The sequence below is a fragment of the Chitinophaga sp. 10T418 genome (genome assembly GCF_056394125.1).
This window is the reverse complement of record NZ_JBFTHG010000010.1, coordinates 65,471-88,643: the sequence shown is the minus strand read 5'-3', so window position 1 is coordinate 88,643 and position 23,173 is coordinate 65,471. Positions and strand designations below refer to the sequence as shown.

The following is a 23,173-nucleotide window of genomic DNA, read 5'->3' as shown; positions in this document are numbered from 1 at the left end:
AAATAATTCAATTCCGGCGCAAGATATGACGTTCCCTATTAACATTACATTTTTTTTAACATCATATTATGAAAGATTTCTGACAGTTTCTGTTTGGTATTGAGGGGAAAATCTGCCTTCATCATCCAATCATAGTACTGTGGTTCAGCTTTCAGGACCTCTCTTACGGAGCGGCCTTTGTATTTGCCGAAGTTGAAGACTTCGTTTCCGCCCTGCATCACGAGGCGGCGGGCAAAGTCGATATAATCTTCTTCTTTGGTAAAATCAGCGAGGGAGTCAATATCTTCCTGTAATTGTTCATAGCGGCCCAGCTGAGCTTCCAGTATTTCGTAGGTAGCCAGTGCGTCTGCTTCGGCGCTATGTGCGTTTTCCAGTTGTTTATCGCAGTAAAACTTGTAGGCGGCGCCGAGGGTACGTTTTTCCATGAGGTGGAAAATCCTTTGTACGTCTACGAATTTGCGTTTGGATACGTCAAATTCTATTTCTGCACGGAGGAATTCTTCTACCAGTAAAGGAATATCGAAGCGGTTGGAATTGTAACCTGCCAGGTCGCAGTTGTCCATAAACTGTTTGAGTTCGTGGGCCGCCTGTTTAAAGGTAGGGGCATCTTTTACATCCTCATCCTTAATACCATGAATTGCTGTAGATCCTGCTGGGATCGGCATTCCGGGGTTAATGCGTTTCACTTTGGACTGTGTTGTTTTGTCCGGAAACACTTTGATAATAGCAATTTCAATGATACGATCAGAAGCTACATTGGTACCTGTAGTTTCGAGATCGATTACGGCCAGAGGCCTTTTGAGGAGCAAAGACGGCATTATATAATATTTAGTATTTGTTTATTCAGTGATTTAATTGTTCGGCAATAATTCCTTCAGTTTACTGAAATCAAGGCCATCGTATGTACCGGAACTCATTAATAACAGGTTAGTATCCTGATAGTTCTGAGCGGATAAAAAGGCTTCCAGTTTTTCCCTGTTATGGAAAACATGCAGGTCATTCCGTCCAAACCGTTGTGCAATCAGTTCCGGGGCAAGATCGGGCATTCTCTTGATTTCCAGGGCATGTTTGCTGTAAAATACGGCTGCTACGTCTGCAGTATCAAGTGCGCCGTGGTATTGTTCCAGGAAATCAGCATTTAAACTGCTATAGGTGTGTAATTCCAGTACCGCCACCAGTTTCCGGTCGGGGAACTGGTGTTTGGTTGCTTCCATGGTGGCTTTCACCTTGGAAGGAGCGTGTGCAAAATCACGATAAATCACGCAATGATCGTTTTTAGCGACCAGCTCCAGTCTTTTAGCGGCGCCCTTAAAGGTAGCAATTGCCGCCAGGAATTCCGCATCGGATAGTCCCAGCTGGTTGCATACCAGTTTGGCCGCGTGCATGTTCAGGAGGTTATGGTCGCCGAACACTTCCAGGCTGGCTGCCTGGTCACCGAAGTATACGCGGGTAATGCCTTGTTCGATGGTATGTTTTGGCAAACCATAGGGTATGAGTTTGAGGTGGCCGCCTGTGGCAGTCACCAGTTGTACGAGTTCTTCGTCCCCATCATTGTAAATCAGTACCTGGCCGGGTTCCATCTGCCTGATAAATATGGCAAACTGTTCTTTATATATTTCGTAGGTGGGAAATACATTGATATGATCCCAGGCAATGCCTGTTAATACGGCTATCTGCGGGTGGAGGAAATGAAATTTTGGTCTTTTTTCGATCGCAGAGGCGGGGTATTCATCGGCTTCACATACAATAACGGGTGCATCTGTAATATTTACCGATTGGGCAAAACCTTCCAGTCTGGCGCCTACGAGGTAGTCAAAAGCCTGGTGATTATACTGTAAAGCGTGCATTACCATGGCGGTAGTGGTGGTTTTACCATGACTGCCTCCGATGGCTACCCGGGTTTTATTTTTGCTTTCCTGGTAGATGTATTCCGGGAAAGAATAGATTTTCAGGTGCATTTCCCGGGCTTTTATGAGCTCGGGGTTGTCTTCCCGGGCATGCATGCCGAGGATGACTGCGTCCAGATCGGGTGTTATCCGGGTGGGATCCCATCCGGTGTTGTCTGGCAAAATGCCCGCCTGTTGGAGGTTTGATAGTGCCGGTTCGAAAATTTCATCATCGCTGCCGGTCACCTGGTAACCTTTATTTTTGAGCGCAATAGCCAATTGATGCATTACGCTGCCGCCTATGGCAATAAAATGTACTTTTGTCATAACGCTGGATAATTTCGGGACATCCGAAAATTACATTGTTGTTTTTTTTAATGTATTTTCTATATTTGCAAAATAACGTTACAAAAGACGATTAAAAAAGTGGTCGTATCATATTTCCTGTGAAATTTCGTTTTAGTTATAAATTATAAAACTCCCAGTATGCAATCTTATGTAAGAATTTTGGGCTACACCTGTATGGTTTGTATCTTTGCTGTTTTCTTAACGTCCTGCGCAAGCCATCAGAAATTAGGGTGTCCAATGAAGGGGATGGCCAAGTCGCCTGCGATAGAACATAATAAAGCATGTTAAATGAATTGGAAAACGTTAACCAGCGAGGAACAACTAACTGAAGTCAATGCGGTATCAGCTCATCAGCCGGTAGCTATTTTTAAGCACAGTACGCGATGCTCTATCAGCTCGATGGCCAAAGCCAGGTTGGAGCGGGCAGCTGAACCGGAGGGGTTAACGTTTTACTACCTGGACCTTATCTCCCATCGTCCGGTATCCAATAAAATAGCGGAAATGTACCAGGTACCTCATGAATCTCCGCAGGTATTGGTGATCCGCAACGGCGCGTGTATTTACAATGAAAGTCACAGTGGCATCCTGATGGATGAAATTGTTGCCCAGTCCGGGTTATAATCTTTTCTTTATTGGTTTCCCGCCAGCCTGGTTTTGCCGGGTGTGGCAATAATGATGTGCTTTCAATAGCAGCAAATAGGCTAGCTTTGCATGATCAATAGCATAGCCAAATGAAACATCGTATAGTAGTAGCAGTTACCGGAGCCAGTGGTTCCATTTATGCGCGCCAGTTGTTGCAGAAGTTGCAGGCGGCGCACGAGCAATTGGACCAGGTAGCCGTAGTGATGACAGAAAATGCCAAAACAGTTTGGGAAACAGAACTGAGAGACGAAGATTATAAGCAATTGCCTTTCCACCTTTATACCCAACAGGATTTCCACGCTCCCTTTGCCTCCGGCTCCGGACGGTTTAATACCATGATTATCTGCCCTTGTTCCATGGGCACACTTGGCAGGATTGCCACCGGTATTTCCAATGACCTGATTACACGTGCAGCAGATGTAGTGTTAAAGGAAAGGAGAAAGCTGATTTGCGTGGTACGGGAAACTCCCTACAACCTGATTCACATAAAAAATATGGAAGCCGTGACCCTGGCCGGCGGCATTATTTGCCCGGCTACGCCTTCTTTTTACAGCGTACCTACCAACCTGGAAGAAATGGCGGCTACGGTAGTAGACCGTATCATTGACCTGGCCGGCATTGAACAACAAACCTACCGCTGGGGCGGCGATAGTAATAATAAACGGGATTAATTATCTTCGTTACATTCTTCATTTCATAACCATTATCATGCAATTAGCTATTATTAACGGGCCTAATTTAAACCTGCTCGGCAAGCGTGAAACAGGCATTTATGGCAGCGAGTCTTTTGAGCATTATTTTAAACATCTGCAAAAACAATTTCCGGCTGTCACCTTTACTTATTTTCAGAGTAATGTAGAAGGAGAACTGGTGAACTATCTGCATGAAGTTGGATTTTCATACGATGGTATCCTGTTGAATGCAGGAGCCTATACACATACATCTATTGCCATCCGTGACGCGATTGCAGGTATTAAAACCCCGGTAATGGAAATACATATCAGCAATGTATATGCGCGGGAAGAATTCAGACATACTTCGCTGATTGCTCCTAAATGTATTGGTTGCATCTGTGGACTTGGATTGAAGGGATACCAGCTGGGCGTGGAGTATTTTGGGATGAATGATTTGTAGGAGATTGCTTTCGGCGCAAATTTCTGTCTTTCCCGGGATTATACTGATTTTGATGATTTCCCGGATTTTGTTTTTAAAAGACTAAAAGCGGAGGGGAGAACTATGCGAATTTATCCGCATAGTTCTCCCCTCCGCTTTTAAACTCAAAAAAATAGCGGATGAAGGACGCCCATCATTATAGTCAGCATTACCTTTTCATTATGTAGGCTCCGTCCAGGCTATGCTTAGCACCCGCTTAGTACATACAGTAGCCGCGCAGTAGAGGTGGACTTGATGCGGGGGTGGGTTCCGGGTGTATAACCCCGGTGAAATTGCGTCAGCAAATGGATGGAGGTCGGAAGTGGCCATAGCAGGGCTGCTTCAGGGCCAGGCTGTAGCTGAGGAAAGAGATGTACTATTTAGAGGAAGCAGGTATAAAGGGTTTATTTATCAAAATATCTCCAGGGCAAGATCGCTTTATTCCAGTTGAATGATAGCTGGATATGTGTGTGTATAGATAAGTTTGGGTAGTAATTTCGTCCGCTTGGGGTAAGTACGTTTATGAGCATATTTGGCTACCTGTGGTGCTGCCACCGCAATAATATCGGCGGCCATATATTGTCTGTTGCCGGATGGGCCGTCCTTGTACAGGGCTCTTACCTGGAAAACTACCACCAGTGAGCCTTCTCCGGGTACATCCAGCGAAACATTTGTTTCCTGGAAAGTGGTATCGGGGGTTATCATGAGCGTCACCGTTTCGCTACCCGCCACCTGGCGTGATCTAAAATCAATACGCGTAGCGATCACTTTTACTTCCAGCGCAGTAATACCTTTATGTTGTACGATCGTTTGTGCGGGAATATTTAATATTCCGTTACGGAGAAGCCGGGGAGCCACTGTAAAGAAACGATCTACGCCAGTATGCTGATTGAAGCGGAAGCCCGTGATGGCCGCATGGTTATCGCCGGCAGCAATGAGCATCCTGTTGAGACGATTGATGTGGGCACCGTCACAATGGAGATCCAGGTGGGGGTAGAAAGCCTTACGGATAAAAGCGCCTTTCCTGCTGGCGATGCCGAAGCGCCGGGATGCGCGGCGGGTAGCAGCCGTTTGCTGCACGCTTTGAGGCATGGAGCGCAGAAAGTAGTTGCCATTGCGCTTATACCCTATGAGGTTCCCGAGTTTTCCCGTAAAAGAAATGACAGACATTTGTTTTGCCATGGGAGATTATTTTGATAAGATAAATATAGCATAATCCGGGGAACCTGTTTGCGGGCGCTGGCAGCGGTTCATTTTCAAATTTGTATATTTCATTGAAATACACTTAATTGCGGGACTCGAATTAAATAACCAGCACTCAGAAAACCACTTCTATGAAACATTTCCTCTCCGGCAGTATGCTGCCCGCAATGATGCTTATGGCGTCTGTTGCATTTACCAGTTGTAATAAAAATGATGATGACCCGGTAAYCCCGCCACCTGTTCAAACAATGGATCAGTTATATGCACAAGCTGTATCTGACGCCATGGTAGCAGACAGTAGTGAAATGTCGGATGCCTTATGGCCTATTACAGCTGAAAATACGGACCTGCAATGGAAAACCATTAATGGCCAGTCGTATGTACTGTTGGCTACTTTTATGCGATTCCCTTCCAGTTATCCTCAAGGCGACTCCATTACCAATGTATGGGGCGAATCCTGGCTGTTTATACCTAAACAGATGAAAAACAAGGTAGGTCCATCTCTTACAGCGACTTCGGATACCATTATGCGGGTATGTCAGCTGTTAGGATTGCCTCCGGTAAATTCTAAAACAAATACCCATATCGCCACCATGTGGGTGAAGGCGGAGCGTTTATACCGTCCGGCAGGTAATCCGGCAATTAATACGAAAAGCGCTACTGCGGTATTGCAGAGCAGTGTGCCGCCTACGTATGCTACGTGGTTTAACAACTACATTATTTATGCTTACTACCGGCCGCTGACATCCGCCACAGATGCACATTATCCATGGACCAGGATGGGGTATACCTATGACTGGGCACCAGGTGTGAGCAGGGTCGGATTGAGTGAGTATGTGTTGCAGGCAGCATCTGGCGCCTGGGTAGAGAAAGTAACCAGGGCCGCAGATTTCTTTAAGAACTAATTTTACATCTGACAATAAAAAAAGCAGTGGAGATGATTCTCCACTGCTTTTTTTATTGTCATCACCCGGTACTACAGGTACTGGAAATTAGTCTTAGGTGTAATGTTCAGTAAGGTTTGATAGATCAGGTGAATTGTATTTTCGATATCATCTTTCTTCACCATTTCTACTGTGGTGTGCATATAGCGTAATGGTAAACTGATCAGTGCAGAAGGGGTGCCATCATTGCTGTAGGCAAATGCATCGGTATCGGTACCGGTGCTGCGGCTTACGGCGTGCAGCTGGTGTGGGATATCGTTTTTCTTAGCTGTTTTAATGATGAGGTCACGCAGGATGTTGTGTACTGCCGGACCGTAAGTGATGCTGGGACCACCACCGCATTTAATTTCTCCTTCAATGTTTTTATTGATCATCGGAGTAGTGGTGTCGTGGGTAACATCTGTGATGATGGCTACATTGGGCTTAATGCGTTTGGCAATCATCTCTGCGCCACGTAATCCTACTTCTTCCTGTACTGCATTTACAATGTATAAACCGAAAGGTAACTGCTGTTTCTTTTCTTTCAGCATTCTGGCTACTTCCGCAATCATAAAACCACCGATGCGGTTATCGATCGCACGACAGATATAATAATCGTAGTTCAGTTCCTGGAAGCCATCTGCAAATGTGCATACACAGCCTACGTGAATGCCCAGCTCTTCTACTTCTTTACGGGAACGGGCGCCACAATCCAGGAAAATATTTTCAACTTTAGGTTGTGGTTCTTTACCATCGCCGCTGCGGATGCGGGTATGAATAGCCGGCCAGCCAAATACAGCTTTAACGACACCTTTTTCGGTATGAATATTTACACGCATGGAAGGCGCTATTTGTTGATCGGAGCCACCATTGCGGATCACATAGATCAGGCCTTCCGGCGAAATATAGTTTACAAACCAGGAAATCTCATCGGCATGGGCCTCAATAACTACCTTGAATTCCGCCTTGGGATTGATAACGCCTACTGCAGAACCGTATGGATCTACAAAGTGCTCATCAATATAAGGTGCCAGATATTTCAGCCAAAGCTTTTGTCCTTCTTTCTCAAAACCAGTAGGAGATGGGTTGTTCAGGTAAGTTTCCAGGAATGTCAATGATTCCTTGTTGAATATTGATTTCTGCTTTTTGGACATGTTTTGTGGAAATTTTGATCGGACAAAGGTAGGGAAAAAGCAGTTAGTTACAGGCTGACAGCTAACCAATACAGGGCGGCAGATAATGCCATACATCCATCCAGCACAAAGTAAAACAGGTAATCTGAATGGCTGTGCTGTGCTTTGCGCGTCAGCAACGCGGTAACGATGACCGGAATCATCAGGGAGATGACTGCCGTGAGTGTGGTGAATGGCCCCATCAATCCTGCGCTGATAGCTGCTATCAGCAAGGAAAAGTAGTAAAGACGGTTTAGGTTTTTGAGATCCAGCATTGTAATCAGGCTGCGGATGCCTTCTTTTTTATCTGATTCCAGGTCGCGGTAATCAAACAAAATGCAGATCGCATAAATCAGGAAAAAACGATGCAGGGTAAGGAGTATCAGCGGCGTAGCAGCATATTTTCCGGCTACCAGTGCGGGCAGGAGGGTAGTTACGTAAGTCCATACAAATGTGAGGAACAGTGTTTTGCCAATGGCGATTTTGCTGAGCCAGCGAAAGGCAGGATGAGGCACTTTAGGCGCCGAATATAAAAAGGTAAGGATAGCGCTGCCACAGAGCACCAGCCAGTGTTCGCGCAATTGCCAGAAGAACCATCCGGAACCGATGATACCAATACCACAAAGGAGGAGCAGTCCGGTACGATACCGGTCATTCCAGTGGATTCGTTTAGAAGTAGCAGAAAAGGAGCCAGGTGTCAGGTACCAGTGAAAGTTATAGCTGCATATAGTAGAAAAGAAAACAAAGAGATAGAACGTGTTTTGATCATATTGAAGTCCCAGCAGTTGATTGGTTTGCCAGATCATCAGCAGTGCACACAACGAAATATAGATCGAAGTGAAAAGTATGAAATTGAAAGTGCTTCGGAACATGAGAAGACGTGTTAGCTGTTAGCTTTTAGCTGTTAGCTTTTAGCTTTTAGCAAATGCAGCGAAGATCAAATAACATCCTCTTCGCTGCATTTGCTAAAAGCTAAAAGCTAACAGCTAATAGCCAACCGCTACAAAGGTATATTGCCGTGTTTTTTTCTCGGCATATTTACTACTTTATTTTCGAGCATCTTGAAAGCTTTGATCAGTTTGATACGTGTCTGATCCGGAGAAATGACTTCATCGATATATCCCTTTTCTGCTGCCAGATAAGGATTGGCGAATCTTTCCTGGTAGTCGGCTACCAGTTCATTCATGCGGGCTTCCGGATCCGGCGCCGCATCAATTTCTTTTTTGAAGATGATTTCCACAGCGCCTTTTGCGCCCATCACCGCTATTTCTGCCTGAGGGAAAGCGTAGTTCATATCAGCGCCGATATGTTTGGAGTTCATCACACAATATGCACCACCATAGGCTTTGCGGGTAGTAACGGTGAGCTTGGGAACGGTGGCTTCGCTGAGTGCATACAGCAGTTTTGCGCCGTTGGTGATGATACCATTCCATTCCTGGTCGGTGCCGGGCAGGAAGCCAGGTACATCTACGAGTACCAGCAAAGGAATATTAAATGCATCACAGAAGCGGGTGAAACGTGCACCTTTCACAGAAGCGTGGATATCCAGTACACCTGCGAGGTGAGCAGGTTGATTGGCAACTATTCCAATACTTCTGCCGGCAATGCGGGCAAAGCCCACGATCATATTTTCTGCAAAATTTTTATGTACTTCGAAGAAGCTGTCCTTATCGGTGATTTCGGCAATCGCTTCTTTCATGTCATACGGCTGGTTGGGGTGAGCTGGTATCAGTGTGTTCAGTGCTTCCCTGATTTCGTTGCCAGGCTCGTAAGCATATACGGGCGCGGTTTCTTCACAGTTCTGGGGCACATAGCTCAACAGCTGTTTGAGATATTGAATACATTCTATTTCGTTGCTGCAGGCGAAGTGGGTAACACCGCTTTTGGCGGCATGTGTTTGCGCACCACCCAGTTCTTCTGACGTTACTTCTTCGTGTGTAACGGTTTTTACTACGTTAGGTCCGGTTACAAACATGTAGGATGTTTGCTCTACCATCAGGATAAAATCGGTGATAGCAGGAGAATATACCGCGCCGCCTGCGCAGGGTCCCATGATCGCAGAGATCTGTGGAATAACGCCGGAAGCCCTGGTATTACGATAGAAGATATCGGCATAGCCACCCAGACTTACCACGCCTTCCTGTATGCGGGCACCGCCACTATCGTTCAGTCCAATGATGGGAGCGCCGTTTTGCATGGCGAGATCCATGACCTTACAGATTTTGCGGGCATGTGGTTCTGATAAGCTACCACCATATACGGTGAAGTCCTGAGAGAAAACGTAGGTCAGTCTGCCGTTGATAGTGCCGTAGCCTGTTACGACACCATCACCGAGGAACTGCTCCTGATCGGCGGTAAGACCGCGGTTACGGTTAGTGACCAGCATATCCAGTTCTTCGAAAGATCCTTCATCCATCAGGAGCTGCAACCTTTCACGGGCGGTTAGTTTACCTTTTTTATGCTGGGAAGCAATACGTACATCCCCACCACCCAACATTGCCTCGGCCATTTTTGCCTGTAATTCTTCTATTTTATCCATGTGCTAAAAATGAATGGTAAAGCTAAAAATAAAAGGATTCCTTTAGTAAAAGGAATCCTTGGTATGTTGTAAATGTAAGGTAATTTACTTATTATGGTATGGCATTTTGGGGGTAGCAATGGTATCACTGTAATGGCCGGCGTTGTCGCGTACAAATACCAGGAAGTGAATGCTGTCATTATCAATCTGCACCAGCTTGAACTCATCGGACTTCAGGTTAATGTAAACATCTCCCTTTACTCTGCTGCCTTTGTTAGCTCCTATGCCAGGCATCCCCTTTATAGAATACAGGGTATCCTGATTAGGTCCTCTGCTGTCGAAGATAGAGGCGATCTGGAGGGTATCTTCAATATCACCATCTCCATCTTCAATACCCATGATGACGTTCATCTCCTGCAAATCTGCTGTAATGCTGTCTACTGAATATCCTTTAAATGTGAGAATAGGCTTGGAACCTATGTTATCCTTTTTACAGGCGTAAAACAAACCGGCCAGCAGGAACAAAAACAGAATTTTCTTCATAAAACAAACCTACATTAATTTAGGAAATATACAAATATTCAGTCATCACAATACATCTTCTTAAAAACGTTTTTTTATGACAATTGTTACTTACTGCGGCTAGATTTATTCTTCTCCCTAACTTTGTATGATTTTAAAGCCAGATTTACATGACCGCGGTATCACCGGAATATATTTTTTCATTGCAGGAAAGTGGGCTGGAACCCGCAGCCCTGGAGCTTTTTAGGTACCAGTACCGGGAAAATGACCTGTACCGGGCCTATACGGATGCCCTGCATATATCACCTGCTTCGGTGAAAAGTATCCTGGAAATTCCCTATCTGCCTATACAATTTTTTAAATCCCATACGGTGGTATGCGGCACTTTTGAGCCGGAATTGGTGTTTGAGAGCAGTGGTACCACCCAAACGGTGAACAGCCGTCACCTGGTAAAGGAATCAGCGATCTATACCCAAAGCTTCATGACCGCCTTTGAGCAGTTTTATGGACCGGTGAGTGATTATGTGGTCCTTGGATTATTGCCTTCCTACCTGGAGCGGCAGCATTCTTCCCTGGTGCGGATGGTGCAGGAGATGGTGGAGCGCAGCGGGCATAAGGAAAGTGGCTTTTATCTTTATGAGCATGATAAGTTGTTTCATCATTTACAGGCGTTGGAAGCCCGTGGGCAGAAGGTGTTACTGATAGGCGTTACTTTCGGGTTACTCGACTTTGCCGAGCAGTATACCCTGCAGCTGAAACACACTATTGTGATGGAAACCGGTGGCATGAAAGGGCGCCGGGAAGAATGGACCCGGCAGGAAGTACATCATTTCCTGAAGGAAAGACTGGGGGCTGCTGTTATTCATGCAGAATATGGCATGACGGAGTTGTTATCCCAGGCTTATTCCAAAGGGGACGGCATGTTTGAAACCCCACCCTGGATGAAAGTATTGCTACGTGATGAGAATGATCCTTTCCAGCTTACAGCCGGCAAAGGTGCTGGTGTGATGAATGTCATTGATCTGGCCAATATATACTCCTGTGCTTTCATCGCAACTGAAGACATCGGCAGAATGCATACCGATGGCCGTTTTGAGGTGTTAGGGCGGCTGGATAACTCTGCACTGAGAGGCTGTAGCCTGATGGTAAGCTAAAGGCAGAAGGCAAAAAGCAAAAAGCTATTGTAGTGGGTCTTTAACGTGACCATCCGCTACAATAGCTTTTTGCTTTTTGCCTTCTGCTTACCAGATATATTAAAATAATTTGCTGTATATTGAGTGGGTAAAACTATCCCTATGAATAAGCGGGTATTCCTGCTCGGGTGGCTGATCCTATGCAGCACCGTTATACAAGCGCAGTTCCTGAAAAAGATGAAGGACAAAGTCCGGAGTCTTACTACCGCCAGGGCTGATTCTTCCCAGGAAGAAGGACCTTATGAGTTGAGCAGCACGAAACCTGCCAATGATAATCCGTCTCTGATCATTGGAGGAGATGAACAGGTAGCGATAGATTCCGTATTTGAATTTGACATTGCAGTATACCAGGAAATGGAGGCCTGGCAAGGCAATCAACCCGTTATCAACGGGGGAGAGCAGATTGTTATTTATTACAGCAGCGCCGCGCCCCGGATGGCGATACATTTGTTGAGCAGAAGTACAGGGGCGCGTTACCAGTTTTACGCAGATTTTGCAAAAGGATCACAACTCAGCATCACGGCTATTCACAAAACAGGTAGCGGCACCAAAGAGAAGCTGGACCTGACGACTATGGAACCTATTTATCCGGGAGAAACCGGCTATTTAAATCAGCTGGTGAAAACGGGCGCTAAGAAAGTAATTGCGGGAGTGGCCTGTGAAGAATACCAGGCTAATAATGTGCAAACAGATTCCAGTCAGGTAAAAGTGACCAGTCATGCGCTGGTAGGAGCACGGGTATGGGTACCCTTACAGCCACATACGCTGTTTCCCGGTTATGCATTTATTCCGGACTATTATAAAGATCAGATTGAATCAATGTTGATAGCGGGTAGTTATCCGCCGGTAGCGATGCCGCTGGAAATGATACTGGAATACAGCAACGGAGATAAGGTGATCACCTATACTACCGATATTGTAAGTGGGGAAAACCGGGCAGTTCGCGTAATGGATGTGATAAAGTGATCGTGATCAGGCATCCATTGCCGCCATGTGCAGCAGGGCCGGCAGCTTACCGGGTTCATGCATAATGGCAGAGAGTGAAGACATATAGGGAAAGGAGTGATGATCCATTCCAAATTTGTGCAGCAGGTATACGTCCAGTTGTTCCGGCGAAGTATGCCCCTGTATATAGTCGCCCAGGTAAAATAAGAAGCGTTGTCTTTCTTTTTCAGACAACAGTACCAGCGCTACTTTATCTTTCAGGCTGTTATGTGTGCCGGATTGGAATATTTTCAGGGCCTGTTTGTATTGTGCAATAGCCAGTTCATCAAAAGAAGCAGGGAGTAGTTGTGTACAGAAATAATCTACCGCTATATCACTGAAAAAGCCGGCACCATCTTCCGCGTCGGGTTCGTTATGCCAGGTAGCCCATTCGAATAGCTGTTTGGGCGTAATAAAGCCAGTCAGCATCGCTTCCAGCTGATGTATTACTCCTTCCCGGCTGGGGGTGGTATCCGTAGCATTGGAAATGGCGGTTACGATGTCCTGGTAATAATTTTCATTCATTTCACTGGCCGTCTTAAACAGCAGGCTGCTCACTTCGGTGTGGGAATCTTCTGCCTTGTCGTGCATTGGCGTAACGCCTCTTAGCTCTTCTATGACCTCCTGCCTTGTTTTAGTACCACGTAAATATGCCTTTAATAGTGTAATAAAGTAAACGGACGTTACAGGCGACATTTCATTTTTCATGGGCCGAGTTTAATTCATATTTCATTGGGTACGGGCCAAAAATAGTACAAAATGCTGAATAGTGGCTACCCCCTCTGCTGCCATTTACCAATCATTAACTGCCGGTCATCCGCCTTTAACATTTTTTTGGGGTGGGGAGAAATCTAAAAAAGCTAATTTTCCGTAAGCTTCTACAGCAATATATGCAAAACAAGTTTATGAGGGAAGAAGCTGCTGACTCAACTGTACAACAATCTATGATAGCCTGTAATCCTACCGCATGGGTGAAGTCATACGCAGATGAATTATATAGATTTGCGGTAATTAAAGTATCGGACAACGGGCTGGCACAAGACCTGGTTCAGGAAACTTTCCTCAGTGCGCTGCAGGCGAAGGAGCAATTCCGGGGCGAGAGCAGCGAGAAAACCTGGCTGATGGCCATCCTTAAAAATAAAATAGCAGATCACTTCCGGAAATCCAATAAGGCTGCAATTACGATAAGTATAGATGAAGAGAAAACCGGTGATAGTGATCCCCACCATTTCTTTTTTAATGAAAAAGGACACTGGCGCAAAGAAATGGCCCCTAAAGCCTGGATATCAGAAATAAGCAGCAAACAGGAGCAGACAGATTTTTACAGTATACTACGCGCCTGCATGGGTAAATTGAACGATATCGGCAGAAAAGTGTTTCATCTGAAGTACCTCGAAGAAAAAGAATCGGCAGACATTTGTAAGGATTTATCTATTACTGCGTCTAATTACTGGGTAATTATTCACCGGGCAAAATTGCAACTGAGAGCTTGCCTTGAAAAAAACTGGTTCAGTAATTGACAATGGGACAACATAAACATACATGGCCGCCTTGTTGTAAAGAAGCTACTATGCTGGTGGAAAAGCAATTACAACAGCAATCATTGACATTACTACAAAGAATAGGTTTAAGAATACATCTTTTATACTGCATTTATTGCCGGCGTTACGCGAAGCAGAGCCAGGCTATAGATAAGCATATCGATGGATTTATAACGCAAACGGATATACTCCCTGATGAATCGTTGAAACTCAAATGGGAGAAAATGATTGTAGAAGAAATGGAAAAATAATTTGAAGTACCTGTAAGGATTCTTTAGTCACCACGTCTATACTGTCAAACACATAAATTTTTTCACTCAGTTTTTAAATCTTCAAAACATGAAAAACAACAAAGTATTATTTTCAGGTTCTCTCGTTGCCAGCGCTATCTTAGGTCTGGCTGCCCTGCAGGTATCTGCAAAACCAGTTAGCTATACTAACCTGGGTTCCGGTGCTGCTGTAAGAAATGCTTTAACCGGCACTTCCGGCAATGCTGCCAATACTATTGAACTGGCTTGTGGTGCAAAGAAAGACAGCGCTTCTGCTGGTAAAGCAAAAGATGGTAAATGTGGTCAGGGTAAATGTGGTGAAGGCAAATGTGGTAATAAAAAAGGTGGCAAGAAAGGTGGTAAGCCAAAAAGCGACTCTACCAAATCCGGCCAGTAATTATTTGAATAGCTGAAAAGGCCGGTAGGGTACGTAAGCCGGCCTTTCACTATTTTTACCTTAACACCAATTAAATAGTACGATCATGGTAGGTGTAGGTTTTCGCAGAGAGTTTGCCGAAGAAATGATCAGCGGTGAACATATCAGGCCCGACTTTATTGAGTTTGCACCTGAAAACTGGATGAACATAGGTGGCTACTGGAAGAAAGTATTACACCGTGTGGTGGAAAAATATCCGGTCTTATGTCATGGTCTTTCACTGTCAATCGGCAGCCCGGAAGAACTGGATAAAGAATTTTTAAAGTACATCAAAGCCTTTCTCAACGAGTATAAAGTACAGTTATATTCAGAACACCTGAGTTATTCCAAATGTGATAATGCGCATATGTATGACCTGTTGCCCATTCCATTCAGAATGGATGCAGTGAAGCATATTGCCAGCCGTATACAACAAGTGCAGGATTACCTGCAACGTCCACTGGTGATGGAAATAGTATCCTATTATACACCTGTAGCTGCAGAAATGAGTGAAGTGGATTTTATCAAAGAAGTAGTAAAGCAGTCCGGCTGTCAGCTATTGCTGGACGTCAATAATATTTATGTGAATGCTTTCAATCATCAGTACGATGCCAAAGCATTTATTCAACAACTGCCGCTGGACAAAGTCGCTTACATTCATATGGCCGGCCATGAACAGGTAGCGCCGGATCTGATTATTGATACACATGGAGAACCTATTATAGACCCGGTGTATGATCTTTTTGAATGGACTTTACAACACCTGCAGCCCGTACCGGTATTACTGGAAAGAGATTTTAATATACCGGAAATGGCAGAACTGCAGGGAGAATTATCAAGACTGAAAAGTATTTGTCACAAACAATGGAAATTGAAAAATGAACTTGTTGCCTGACACCTATCATATACAGCAAACTTTTTCTACCTATTGCAGAACAGGCGAAAAAGTGAAGCTGCCCGGCGTAGCGCCTGAACGGCTGAAACACTATCGCCGCATGGTATTCAACATGATCAATGATACCATGGAAAGCGCTTTCCCGATTGCGTYTAAGAATATTCCTGTGCGGAAATGGAACGGGATGGTAAAGGATTTCTTTTCCCATCATGCGTGTCAGTCTTACCAGGTATGGAAAATTCCCCTGGAGTTTTACACCTACGCGGTAGAACATAATTGGGAAGAAGTATACCAGCTGCCTTACCTGAATGATCTGCTGGCATTTGAATGGGCAGAAATGGAAGTGTACAACATGGAAGATGTGCCTGCAGCTCCCTTTACGCTCACCGGCGATTGGTTGGAAACACCGCTGGTATTGAATCCGGAGCACCGGCTGTTATCGTTCCAATACCCGGTACACCTGATGGCGAAGCCGAAAGAACTACTGGCTAATAAAGGTATTTACTTTGTGTTGCTGTACCGGCATCCGGAAACCGGGAATGTGGAATTCACGGATGTATCGCCCTGGCTGGCTTTTTTAACAGAGCAGCTGGTGATGGGGATAACGGTGAGGGATATACTGGATTATGCGCCGCAGCTGAATATAACGGATACGGATACACTGGAATATGATACGTTGAATTTTTTGAAACATATGCAGCAACAACATTTTGTGCTGGGATTTCAAATATAACATATGCGCACCTACGCTGTTTTGGCCCGCCGTTTATCGGCATTAAAAGATATACCGCTATTGTTGATGCGGCTGGTACTGGCTTACGGCTTTTACCTGCCTGCGAAAATGAAATGGAGCGATATACATGGTATCGGCGACTGGTTTGGCACGCTGCATATCCCCCTGCCTTATGTCAGTGCCTACCTGGTAGGTATAACAGAAGTTGCTGGTGTTATACTCTTAACCCTTGGATGTTTTGTTCGTTATATTACCTTACCACTTATTTTTAGCATGATAGTAGCCATTGCTACGGTACACTGGAGTAACGGCTTTGCCGCCGGTGATAATGGCTTTGAAATTCCTCTTTATTATATCGTCATGTTGTTTACCCTTTTTGTATTTGGTGGGGGGAGGATAGGCATTGATTTTTTCCTGGAAAGGAAAATAAAGTGAGTGGCCGGCCATCCAAAAAAAGAATAAATACATTGTTTACAGCACTTTTGATGCAGATATAAGATAGCCGCTAAGGGATTTTCGTGCAGATGTAGTAATTTCGGCCCCGTTCATAGTTGATCAATTACAATGCAGTTAGCCAGGGAAACGATAGGAAGCGAATTACAGCGGTTTGAGGAAATATTCAATAATGCCATGCAAAGCGATGTACTGTTGCTGAACAGGATCATGACCGACATTGCTGCCCATAAGGGGAAGCAGATGCGGCCCATGTTCGTGTTGCTCTGTGCCCGTTTATGCGGTGATATTAATGATGGCAGCTATCGGGCTGCTCTGCTGGTAGAGATGCTGCATACTGCTTCCCTGGTGCATGACGATATGGTAGATGATGCTATGAAGCGTCGTAGCGCCTTTTCAGTCAACGCACTCTGGAAAAATCGTGTATCCGTAATGGTGGGGGACCAGTTGTTTACCAAAGGTGTACTCCTGGCACTCGATAATAATGACCCCGGCCTGCTGAAAATTTACTCTGCGGCCATACAGCAAATGATTGAAGGGGAATTATTGCAGATGACCAAAGCGAATAAGCTAAGCTTTGAAGAATCTGACTATTATGACCTGATCAACGCTAAAACCGCCTCTTTCCTGGCTGCCGCCTGTGCTGCGGGCGCATCTTCCACATCGGACAACCCGGCGACCGTGCAGTTACTGCATGACTTCGGACAAAAAGTAGGCATGGCCTTTCAATTAAAGGACGACCTCTTTGATTATGGTAAAGAAGATGTGGGCAAACCCACCGGTAATGATATTAAAGAGAAGAAAGTAACGCTGCCCCTGATATATACCGTTCAGCACGCCGACCCCGTGTTAAAGAAAAAGATACTCCATATTGTAAAGCACCAGCATACCGATAAAGACAAGGTAAATTTTGTGGTGGAGGCGGTCAATCATTCCGGAGGGTTACAATATGCTACCGAAAAAATGATGGCTTACCGTGATGAAGCTTTCCGCATTTTATATACTTTTCCTCCTTCTCCTATCCGTGCCGCCCTGGAAGAATTAGTTCGGTATACCACTGACAGAGCCTATTAATTTGCCCCGTTTTTGCTTTGGTATTTATTATGTTTGAATGAATGGTTAGAGCGTGGTCAGTTTTGCCGCGCTAAAAAAGCGAAATGATATCAACCGGCAACTGGCAGATACTGGTAATAGATTAAAACCTGCATGTAGAATAAACTATTGTAGTGAATGAAGAATTCGAAAAAGAATGATGGAAATTAAAGCCGTATAATCAGCAAAGGAAAAGCTTCCTGAATTAAATTTTAAAAATAATTAGCAAAAAACTATGAAAAATCCTTTTAGCTAATTACATTTGGCTTGTAGCGTTAAATAAACAACCAGAATTTAAAGAGCATTGATAGTACTGATAGACGGTGTGACCCAGTGTTTAATGTAGTTTCCCCGCTGTGTATTGGTATTAGCAATTATTGAAAACCAAAGGAGTACAGATCGATTTAAAAATTTCACGTTCATTAATCTTTTTCCATGACTCATCGTTCATTGCAACCTGTTAGGGAAGCGCGCTGCCCCTAAAAGCCTCCGGTACGTTATGTTTTAGCAGTTGTCAGATATGGTAAAGTTATGCTTATGCTGTAACAGCATATAGCGGGTTAACCTATTGTCCATCTGCCACCATGGCGTTCTCCCAGACTTAACGATAAATGATATTTCCTGAAAGGGAACTGGCCTTGCTATGCCTGTAAGTGTCAAAAAAAAATGATTGCCGGTGTAAAGCTTCTTTACGCCATGGGATTCTCATTCCTAAATATTGCATGTATGAAATACATTTACTTTTTCCTGCACCGGGGTATTTATTTTTTTGCAGCGGTGTGCCTGGTATCCACCAATACACAGGCGCAGAGTATGCTGTTTAAAAGAGCCAAGGATACACTCGGCTTAAATGCAGATTCACTGGCTTTTTCAAAAGTAGTGTCTACAAGGAGAGACACCACGGGATATCTTCCCAATAATGAACTCTTTTTGAAAACCAGCAGGAACGGCGCTGTTTCTTCCGTAAATATTATGGAAGTAAAAAAAATGCCTTATACCAGTATAGATCAGATGCTGATTGGCAGAGTAACGGGAGTGGATATACGAACGCCATCTGCTGAATCCGGAAAACGCAACAGCGTATTTATACGCGGCACCTCCTCTCTGTTGCTGAGTAACCGTGATATCTTTTATGCACAACCCACTTATGTGGTAGATGGTGTACCACTGATCATGGATCACGCTTTTGCTTATGATATACAGCGTTTCGACTTTAACCGGGTGGGCACAGAAACCAACCTGTTGTCTTTCCTGGATATCAACGATATTGAAAGCATTGAAGTATTGAAGGATTTTGGCGCCAGTGCCAAATACGGCCCCAATGCAGCCAACGGCGTCATTAATATTGTTACCAAAGCGCCGCGTGTAGGACCGATGAAAGTATCTGTGAATGCTTATGCCGGTTTATCCTTACGCCCTTCGGTAGATGCAGTGAATGGAAAGTATGAAAGTGATTTCCGCCTGCCGTTTTATCGAAAGTATGCAGACGAAACACAGTGGCGGAACTTTCCACGTTACCTGGCCGATTCTTCGCAGGGGCGCTATTTCGGACCTGCCAACTGGGATGATCTTTTCTTAAGAAATGGATTTACTGATGGCATACAGGCGGCCGTTAGCGGCGGTACGCCGTATGCTAATTTCCGTTTCAGCATAGGACAATCTTCCCAACAGGGCGTATATGATAAAACCGGGATCAAACGCTATGATGTAAATTTTGGTATCAATATCCAGCCGGTAAAGAACCTGGTATTTACCACCTATGTGGCCATCGCTAACCTGAACCGTAAACGGAATGAATTTATCCGTGACAGAGCAGGTGACGAAGATTACCTGTTTAACTATGATGCACCTCTTTCTCCCAACAAAGCTTATCTCCAGCAATATTATACCGACCTGGAAAATACGATCAACCGGAATAAGAATAATTCTGCCCGTATTATCGCCAATGTGAAGTACAGCTTTTTGTCGCACTTCACCTGGAACACGCGTTTCGCGATCGACTACGGACAAAACTTCCGTGACTTCTTTGTACCAACCGCATTAGGTGAAGGGAATAGCTATGTATCCAATTTTGATGGATTGAATAAGCGCCTGGTATTGGATAATTCCCTGCATTACGAAAATACTTTTTCCGGTAAACATCACCTGGACGTAACGCTGGGGCAATATGGCCAATGGGATAAATGGCGTTATGATTATGGCCGTGCCTACAAAGGGTCCAGTGATTATGTGAAAATATATCAACCGGGAGATGATAACAACAAGCCTGGTCGTTTCGGCAATTTCCGGCTGATGTTTAATACGAAAGACTTTACGCAGTCGCGTCTGGCATCTTTCTATACCAACGTAGGGTATAATTATGACAGCAAATATTTTGTGTCTCTGTATGTGAGAAGAGATGGTACTTCCTACCTGGATGCCAACAACCGCTGGCTGGTATCGCCTACCTTATCTGCTTCGTGGAGAGTAACCAATGAAGATTTTGCCAAAGGATCTTCCTGGCTTAGTAACCTGAATGTAAGGGCCAGCTGGGGCCGTGTAGGCCGTTTGATGATGGATGAACTGTATAAGGCAGGACCGGTGTATAATGTGGATGCGGGATGGACAGGCGTACCTAATATGTCTACCTATAACGCCTTCCCGGCTATCAATGCAGCGTATGGTACGGGCTATGTGGTACCGGGTACTTCCTGGCCGGTAGTAGAGCAACTGAATGGCGGCATCGACATTGGTTTATTTCATGATCGCCTACGGGCTTCGCTGGATGTATATTCCAAAACAGACAAGAACCTGGTGCTGAAAATTCCTACACTGGAGGAAGAAGGATATACGGGGATCGTTAAGAATGGCATGGATATCCGCAACTACGGCTACGAGTTGTCTATCGAAGCAGATGTAGTGCGGGGTAAGAAGTTCCAATGGACCACAGGTATCAACATGTATACTAACCAGAATAAATTGGTCGCCTTACCAGGTGGCCTGACCGACCTGGTGATCAGTAACCGCCGCTTTTTAGTAGGCAAACCAGTTGATCGCTACTGGTTGCTGATCAATGAAGGCATTTATAATTCAGATGCAGAAGTACCTACCAATCCTGCTACCGGGAAGAAACAGTCGTACCTGGGCGTAACACTGCGTAAAGGAGATCCCAGATGGAAAGACCTGGATGGCAATTTTGATATCAACGATAAAGACAGGGTGATGAAAGGAAGGATGGCGCCGGCGGCTCAGGGAGGCTTTAGTAATACTTTTCACTATGGCGAATGGGAAGTAAATGTATTACTGAATTATGCATTTGGCGGTAAAGTGATCAACCAGGTATTAGCCGATCGTTTTGATTTTGCCAACCGCGAAGGTATTGATGATCCGAAAGCAATCAAAGAAATCACCTGGTGGTCTAAAGTAGAAGGGGATTACAGTAAAATTCCGCAATACAATCCCTGGAGTGCCGTGTATGCGTATCAGCCTAACCAGACCTTATTCCTGGAAGATGGCTCTTATGTAAAGCTGCGCGCGTTAACCGTGGCCTACAACCTGCATACTGCCTGGATGAAAAAAGCGGGTGTAGATCATTTGCGTGTGTATGGTACCGGTAACAATCTGCTTACCTGGACGAAGTACAAAGGTGGTGATCCGGAAGCAGTCAGCTATTTCGGCTATGACGAAGGCTACTACAACTGGGCTGCTCCACGCACATTTACACTGGGCTTTAATTTTCAATTCTGATGTTAAAAAACAAGATCATGAAAAATATTGCTGTTGCCGGGATCATACTATTCCTGGCGGTAGGTATACTGTCCTGTAAAAAGATGCTGGACGTTCCCGGGCATCGAGCCTTATCGGAAGAAAATATGTGGCAGACAAAGAATGATGCCCGTGCCGGATTATCTGCCTGTTATGCTTTAATGAGAGCCGCCATGTGCAATGAAAATGCGCACTGGGTATATGGGGACTTGCGGGGAGGAGACTTTCAGTCTACCAAGCGCGGTGATATCAAAGCTGTGGTAGAAAGTAATCTGAACGCTACTTTTTCTACTATGTCGCAATGGCGTGACTGGCGTAGATTTTATGCAGCTATTGCGCAATGTAATCTTACTATCGCCAAATTGCCACAGGTAACGGTATCAGACTACCGTTATTCACAGAACGATCTGAAGCTGGATATTTCGCAAGCTATTTATATCCGTGCTTTTCTCTACTACTATATTGTCAGGATCTGGGGAGATGTGCCACTGGTAACCAAAGTAGCGGATGGCAGTACTAAGAATATTGCAAGGGAAAACTGGCAGAAAGTGCTGGACTATGCGGCCGCAGAAGCTAAAACCTGTATTGATGGTTTGCCCTGGAGGTATGATGGAAAGTCACCGGAACAGCAGGGAGACTACCGTGGCCAGGGAGAATCGCACCATAAGTCCATTACGATTACTAAAGGAATGGCCTATACGTTGCTGGCACATATTTATTCCTGGCAGGGTAAATACGATAAAGCGCTGGAATATGCCGATATCGTAGTCAACACTACCTCCAGCAGTGGTTACAATTTTGTAAGCGTGGGCGAGCTTACCAGGCTGGATGGTGCTTTCCGTGGGCGTTTTGACTGTAACATTTTCCAGGTAGATATGAACTTTGACCACGCGGAAATTTCTTCTACCGGACAACTGGAAGACTGGACGCTACGGGATCCATATATACCTAAGCGGGAGTCTGAAATATATGTTCCGAGAGATACGGTGTTAAAGATTTACGCAGAGCCGCATGAACAACGTCCTGCTTACTTCTTTACCAAGCTGGAAGATACCTATCCTATCTTCTTTAAGATGAAGCAGATCAACAGCAGTGTGACCAATCCTGTATTGAAAATGTACGCCTCCTGCATTATTGTATTCCGTTATGAAGAACTATTCCTGTTACGTGCAGAAGCGAAAGCCCGGTTGGGAATGACGGATGAGGCACAGAAGGATTTAAACCGGATCCGTAACAGCAGGGCGCTCAAAAATGTGAATGCAGCTACCACTGGAGAAGCGCTGCTGGATGCTATTTTGCTGGAACGCCGCCGGGAACTGATGGGAGAAGGCTGGTACTGGTATGACCTCGTGCATTTTAAACGTATTCCTCAATACAGCAAGCTTACACAGGCGGACGTAGATAAAGGTGCTGCTTACTGGCCCATATCACAGGAGGCATTGTCCAACAATCCATCCCTGATTCAAAATAGTTTCTGGAAATAATAAA

General features: G+C 45.0%; 23 protein-coding genes. 15 read left to right on the top strand and 8 right to left on the bottom strand.

Features of this window, described 5'->3' with window-relative positions:
• Nucleotides 1–44: 44 nt before the first annotated feature.
• Together AC1DCV_RS25810 and AC1DCV_RS25805 are read right to left on the bottom strand one after the other, a co-directional pair.
• Complete coding sequence (locus tag AC1DCV_RS25810) at nt 45–818, bottom strand: exonuclease domain-containing protein (RefSeq protein ID WP_441574585.1); 774 nt, start codon at nt 816–818, stop codon at nt 45–47.
• A gap of 33 nt (nt 819–851) precedes the next feature.
• Complete coding sequence (locus AC1DCV_RS25805) at nt 852–2,213, bottom strand: UDP-N-acetylmuramate--L-alanine ligase (protein WP_477025879.1); 1,362 nt, start codon at nt 2,211–2,213, stop codon at nt 852–854.
• Nucleotides 2,214–2,522: 309 nt separating this feature from the next.
• Between AC1DCV_RS25805 and ytxJ the strand changes: the two genes are divergently transcribed.
• The 3 genes from ytxJ to aroQ all read left to right on the top strand — a co-directional run bounded on the left by ytxJ (nt 2,523) and on the right by aroQ (nt 4,010).
• Complete coding sequence (gene ytxJ, locus AC1DCV_RS25800) at nt 2,523–2,855, top strand: bacillithiol system redox-active protein YtxJ (RefSeq protein ID WP_477025878.1); 333 nt, start codon at nt 2,523–2,525, stop codon at nt 2,853–2,855.
• 110 nt (nt 2,856–2,965) lie between these two features.
• On the top strand, nt 2,966–3,547 hold the full coding sequence (locus AC1DCV_RS25795) for a UbiX family flavin prenyltransferase (protein WP_477025877.1): 582 nt from the start codon (nt 2,966–2,968) through the stop codon (nt 3,545–3,547).
• A gap of 37 nt (nt 3,548–3,584) precedes the next feature.
• The gene (gene aroQ / locus AC1DCV_RS25790; protein WP_477025876.1) at nt 3,585–4,010 is read left to right on the top strand and encodes a type II 3-dehydroquinate dehydratase; all 426 of its coding nucleotides are present in this window, start codon (nt 3,585–3,587) and stop codon (nt 4,008–4,010) included.
• Nucleotides 4,011–4,466: 456 nt separating this feature from the next.
• Here aroQ and AC1DCV_RS25785 read toward each other — a convergent pair whose 3' ends face one another.
• Nucleotides 4,467–5,210 carry a hypothetical protein gene (locus AC1DCV_RS25785; protein WP_477025875.1) on the bottom strand — a complete coding sequence of 248 codons (744 nt, stop codon included), beginning with the start codon at nt 5,208–5,210 and terminating at the stop codon, nt 4,467–4,469.
• A gap of 152 nt (nt 5,211–5,362) precedes the next feature.
• Here AC1DCV_RS25785 and AC1DCV_RS25780 point away from each other — a divergent pair, with 152 nt between their 5' ends.
• On the top strand, nt 5,363–6,136 hold the full coding sequence (locus AC1DCV_RS25780) for a hypothetical protein (protein ID WP_477025874.1): 774 nt from the start codon (nt 5,363–5,365) through the stop codon (nt 6,134–6,136).
• Nucleotides 6,137–6,207: 71 nt separating this feature from the next.
• Here AC1DCV_RS25780 and AC1DCV_RS25775 read toward each other — a convergent pair whose 3' ends face one another.
• From AC1DCV_RS25775 to AC1DCV_RS25760, 4 genes are all read right to left on the bottom strand, one after another.
• On the bottom strand, nt 6,208–7,308 hold the full coding sequence (locus AC1DCV_RS25775; protein WP_477025873.1) for a M42 family metallopeptidase: 1,101 nt from the start codon (nt 7,306–7,308) through the stop codon (nt 6,208–6,210).
• A 47-nt stretch (nt 7,309–7,355) separates the two neighbouring features.
• The gene (locus AC1DCV_RS25770) at nt 7,356–8,198 is read right to left on the bottom strand and encodes a UbiA family prenyltransferase (RefSeq protein WP_477025872.1); all 843 of its coding nucleotides are present in this window, start codon (nt 8,196–8,198) and stop codon (nt 7,356–7,358) included.
• 128 nt (nt 8,199–8,326) lie between these two features.
• Complete coding sequence (locus AC1DCV_RS25765; protein WP_477025871.1) at nt 8,327–9,865, bottom strand: acyl-CoA carboxylase subunit beta; 1,539 nt, start codon at nt 9,863–9,865, stop codon at nt 8,327–8,329.
• A gap of 84 nt (nt 9,866–9,949) precedes the next feature.
• Entirely contained in the window at nt 9,950–10,387 is a 438-nt protein-coding gene (locus tag AC1DCV_RS25760; protein WP_477025870.1) for a hypothetical protein, read from the bottom strand.
• Nucleotides 10,388–10,536: 149 nt separating this feature from the next.
• Between AC1DCV_RS25760 and AC1DCV_RS25755 the strand changes: the two genes are divergently transcribed.
• On the top strand, nt 10,537–11,520 hold the full coding sequence (locus AC1DCV_RS25755) for a LuxE/PaaK family acyltransferase (RefSeq protein WP_477025869.1): 984 nt from the start codon (nt 10,537–10,539) through the stop codon (nt 11,518–11,520).
• 141 nt (nt 11,521–11,661) lie between these two features.
• Entirely contained in the window at nt 11,662–12,525 is an 864-nt protein-coding gene (locus AC1DCV_RS25750; protein ID WP_477025868.1) for a hypothetical protein, read from the top strand.
• A gap of 6 nt (nt 12,526–12,531) precedes the next feature.
• On the opposite strand, the gene AC1DCV_RS25745 is transcribed toward AC1DCV_RS25750, so the two are convergent.
• Entirely contained in the window at nt 12,532–13,251 is a 720-nt protein-coding gene (locus AC1DCV_RS25745; RefSeq protein WP_477025867.1) for a hypothetical protein, read from the bottom strand.
• Nucleotides 13,252–13,448: 197 nt separating this feature from the next.
• On the opposite strand from AC1DCV_RS25745, the gene AC1DCV_RS25740 reads away from it, so the two are divergent.
• The 9 genes from AC1DCV_RS25740 (at nt 13,449) to AC1DCV_RS25700 (ending at nt 23,169) form a co-directional block, all read left to right on the top strand.
• Nucleotides 13,449–14,063 carry a sigma-70 family RNA polymerase sigma factor gene (locus AC1DCV_RS25740; protein ID WP_477025866.1) on the top strand — a complete coding sequence of 205 codons (615 nt, stop codon included), beginning with the start codon at nt 13,449–13,451 and terminating at the stop codon, nt 14,061–14,063.
• Between the two features lie 50 nt (nt 14,064–14,113).
• Nucleotides 14,114–14,335: a hypothetical protein gene (locus AC1DCV_RS25735; protein ID WP_477025865.1), complete on the top strand. Its 222-nt coding sequence runs from the start codon at nt 14,114–14,116 to the stop codon at nt 14,333–14,335.
• An 88-nt stretch (nt 14,336–14,423) separates the two neighbouring features.
• Nucleotides 14,424–14,750: a hypothetical protein gene (locus AC1DCV_RS25730; RefSeq protein ID WP_477025864.1), complete on the top strand. Its 327-nt coding sequence runs from the start codon at nt 14,424–14,426 to the stop codon at nt 14,748–14,750.
• 85 nt (nt 14,751–14,835) lie between these two features.
• Complete coding sequence (locus tag AC1DCV_RS25725) at nt 14,836–15,663, top strand: HvfB family MNIO-type RiPP peptide maturase (protein WP_441574568.1); 828 nt, start codon at nt 14,836–14,838, stop codon at nt 15,661–15,663.
• Entirely contained in the window at nt 15,647–16,396 is a 750-nt protein-coding gene (locus AC1DCV_RS25720; RefSeq protein ID WP_477025863.1) for an HvfC/BufC N-terminal domain-containing protein, read from the top strand. The genes AC1DCV_RS25725 and AC1DCV_RS25720 overlap by 17 nt, the downstream gene beginning before the upstream one ends.
• Nucleotides 16,397–16,399: 3 nt before the next feature.
• Nucleotides 16,400–16,831 (top strand): HvfX family Cu-binding RiPP maturation protein, encoded by a 432-nt coding sequence (locus tag AC1DCV_RS25715; RefSeq protein ID WP_477025862.1) that lies wholly within the window; start codon nt 16,400–16,402, stop codon nt 16,829–16,831.
• A gap of 129 nt (nt 16,832–16,960) precedes the next feature.
• Nucleotides 16,961–17,923 (top strand): polyprenyl synthetase family protein, encoded by a 963-nt coding sequence (locus AC1DCV_RS25710; protein WP_477025861.1) that lies wholly within the window; start codon nt 16,961–16,963, stop codon nt 17,921–17,923.
• A gap of 744 nt (nt 17,924–18,667) precedes the next feature.
• On the top strand, nt 18,668–21,667 hold the full coding sequence (locus tag AC1DCV_RS25705) for a SusC/RagA family TonB-linked outer membrane protein (protein WP_477025860.1): 3,000 nt from the start codon (nt 18,668–18,670) through the stop codon (nt 21,665–21,667).
• Between the two features lie 17 nt (nt 21,668–21,684).
• Entirely contained in the window at nt 21,685–23,169 is a 1,485-nt protein-coding gene (locus AC1DCV_RS25700) for a RagB/SusD family nutrient uptake outer membrane protein (protein ID WP_477025859.1), read from the top strand.
• Nucleotides 23,170–23,173: the final 4 nt, after the last annotated feature.